Source organism: Planomonospora algeriensis, from assembly GCF_977012225.1.
Window position 1 is genome coordinate 1 of the sequence record NZ_CDRNDK010000691.1, and the last position, 2,463, is coordinate 2,463.

5 protein-coding genes are annotated in these 2,463 nt (G+C 68.0%); 2 read left to right on the top strand and 3 right to left on the bottom strand.

What is annotated here, in order from left to right; genetic code table 11:
* Positions 1 to 340 precede the first annotated feature (340 nt).
* Positions 341 to 751: a PIN domain-containing protein gene (locus ACWJ6R_RS34570; RefSeq protein WP_449066245.1), complete on the bottom strand. Its 411-nt coding sequence runs from the start codon at positions 749 to 751 to the stop codon at positions 341 to 343.
* Entirely contained in the window at positions 748 to 981 is a 234-nt protein-coding gene (locus tag ACWJ6R_RS34575) for a type II toxin-antitoxin system VapB family antitoxin (protein ID WP_449066246.1), read from the bottom strand. Before ACWJ6R_RS34575 ends, ACWJ6R_RS34570 begins: the two co-directional genes overlap by 4 nt.
* Before the next feature lie 234 nt (positions 982 to 1,215).
* On the opposite strand from ACWJ6R_RS34575, the gene ACWJ6R_RS34580 reads away from it, so the two are divergent.
* Entirely contained in the window at positions 1,216 to 1,518 is a 303-nt protein-coding gene (locus ACWJ6R_RS34580; RefSeq protein WP_449066247.1) for a hypothetical protein, read from the top strand.
* Between the two features lie 97 nt (positions 1,519 to 1,615).
* Here the strand turns inward: ACWJ6R_RS34580 and ACWJ6R_RS34585 are convergent, their stop codons facing one another.
* Positions 1,616 to 1,981 carry a hypothetical protein gene (locus ACWJ6R_RS34585; protein WP_449066248.1) on the bottom strand — a complete coding sequence of 122 codons (366 nt, stop codon included), beginning with the start codon at positions 1,979 to 1,981 and terminating at the stop codon, positions 1,616 to 1,618.
* A gap of 12 nt (positions 1,982 to 1,993) precedes the next feature.
* Between ACWJ6R_RS34585 and ACWJ6R_RS34590 the strand changes: the two genes are divergently transcribed.
* On the top strand, positions 1,994 to 2,167 hold the full coding sequence (locus ACWJ6R_RS34590) for a hypothetical protein (protein WP_449066249.1): 174 nt from the start codon (positions 1,994 to 1,996) through the stop codon (positions 2,165 to 2,167).
* Positions 2,168 to 2,463: the final 296 nt, after the last annotated feature.

Here is a 2,463-nt window from a genome sequence, read left to right on the forward strand (position 1 = left end):
CCTGCAGAAACAGCCAAGTCGACAGCAGGGGTCACGGCTTAACTACGCGGCCTTGACTCTTGAGAGGACCTGGATGAGGAGAAGCACCATGACCGTCGCCGACTCGTCGACTCCTGGACCAGTGCGCCTGCCGAGGACGATCAAAGCCATTCGCGCGGCCCTCCCGCCCGGTCAGCGGGAGCGTTTCCGGGCGGAGGTCGAGGCGGCGGACCTCAGCATGCTGTCCGGCGTCGTGCGGTCCTGGTGGGGAGGCGATCGCCCTGGCCGATCAGCGGACGGTGGCCGCTCTGGGGCGTTCACGCGCGGGTGATCTGGACCGGGTTCCCGCCGAGGAGGCGCTTCAGGGGATACGGATGTCTCGTTGCCGGAGCTCGGTCATGACGGCGGAGACCGTGACGAAGTCGTTGTCGACGTGCAGCAGGGTGAGCCCGTGGTGGACGGCAGTGGCGCAGAGCAGGAGGTCGATCGCTCCCGCTGAGCGATGTTGTCCCTTCAGGGTGAGTTTGTACTGTGCCTGCTCGGCCCAGCGCCATGCGTTCTTGGGAACGGCGGCGAGTCGGCAGAGGTCGTTGAGCTCGGTCTCCAGCTCGTCCCGGTGATCGGGGCCGGTCGCCGAGTAGAGGAACTCCGTCCGGGTGGGTTCGCAGATGCTCAGTGCCCTGGAAGTAATGCGATCCACCCATGCCTCCTGTGTCTCCGGTGTGCGGAGCAGGTGCCACAGCGCTGAGGTGTCGATGAGGTAACCCGTCAAGAGAAGGCCTCCTTCCGCGCCTGCTTGGCCTTCTCGTGGGCGGTGACGGCCTCATCGAACTCCCCGCGTGCCGCCCGGGCGGAGAGCTTCTCCAGCGCCTCGATGCGCTTGATGCGGGCGACGTACTCCCGCAGGGCCGCGTTCACGGTGTCCTTCTTCGTGGTGGTGCCGAGCATGCGCATGGCCTCGGCGAGGGCCTCGTCGTCGATGTCGATCTGGGTGACGGCCACGTCTTCCCTCCTATGTTGGTCATCTATAAATATATTGTATGTCAGCATCGTTGGCTGGAGATGGAAAACGGCGGAGGTCGATGCGAGGGCCGCTGGAGGGACAGGGCCCCGGCGTTCCTGGGCTCTGATGCGGTATGGCAGCGTTGAGCGTTCGGTCAGGTAGAAGACGAAAGAGCGCGACTTCTGCTGATCTTTCAGGTGTCGAATCCGAAGATCATCGCAGGAGCCGCGCTCGTGTCCCCATCCTCCCCGACCAGCCCCCGTCGCGTCCCGTGTCTTGACCAGCTCACCGACCTGGCGCTGCGGGAAGCGGAACTGGCCGCCGATCCGGCCGCGGTGGAATCGGCGCTGATACGCCGATCGGCGGCCGTACCCGATCAGCGCTCGGCCTGCGGGCTGCGGCGCCGGCTGCCGGTCATCTTGACGTTGACCGCGTGCGCGACGCTCGTGGTCGGCGGCGACAGCATCACGGCGATCCGGCAGTGGGCCACCCGGACCCCGCAAGCCGTGCTGAAAGCGGCTGGGGGCCTACCGTGATCCGTTCACCGGCCTGTTCGTCGTGCCCAGTGAAAAAGACCTTCCGCCGCGTCCTGGCGGACCTGGACGCCGACGCGCTGGACGCGGCGATCAGCGGCTATGTGGCCGAGGTGGTCCGCAAGGCGGCGCCGGTGCCGCAGATCCCCGACACGCCCGGCTCCATCGAGCGTGAGCAACGGCGCGCGGCCCGGATGCCGAGTGGAGCGCCGCCACCGCCACCGAAGGTGATCGTGGGCACGGCCGCAGTGAGCGCCGCACGATCCGCGCCGCTCCCGCCGATGACGCCTTGTTCCCCGGTGCCCGGCAGGCCTTCCGGCTTCGCCGCGACGTCGGAGGCCTGGACGGAGTGCGGACCGGAAAAGAGATCATGTACGGCATCACCAGCCTGCCCGCCGATCTGGCCGGTCCTGCGCACCTCAACCATTGCGAGCGTGCGCACCGGGGCGTGGAGAATCGTCTCCACTGGGTCCGGGGTGTGACGTTTCGCGAAGACGCCTCCCAGGTGAGGACAGGGACCGCCCCCAGAGCCCTGGCGGGCTTCCGCAACTTGGCGATCAGCACCGCTCGTCTGGCCGGCCGCGCCGACATCGCCCACGCCCGCCGCGACCTCCTCGACCGCCAGGACGCCTTCGCCGTCCACAAAATCTGATCAACCCGCCGAAACGAGGCATAGGGAATCAACGCCGAGGCCCTGTCCGTGGGGTGCCGCTCATGTCGGTGGTGCACGGCTGAGACCTTCGGCGTAGGGGGATCTTCGGAAGTCGTACCGGTCGCGTGTCTTTTCGGCCGAAGCGCAGGTCACCGGGATGCCGCGAAGGTGGTGCCATGTCACGATCACCACTTCGCGGGGCGCTCGCCGCCGCCGCTGCGCTTCTTGTTCTCGCCACGCCCGCCGTCGCGCTCGCCGCGCCGTATCCGGCCGGGGCGCCGGCAGCGCCGTACCCG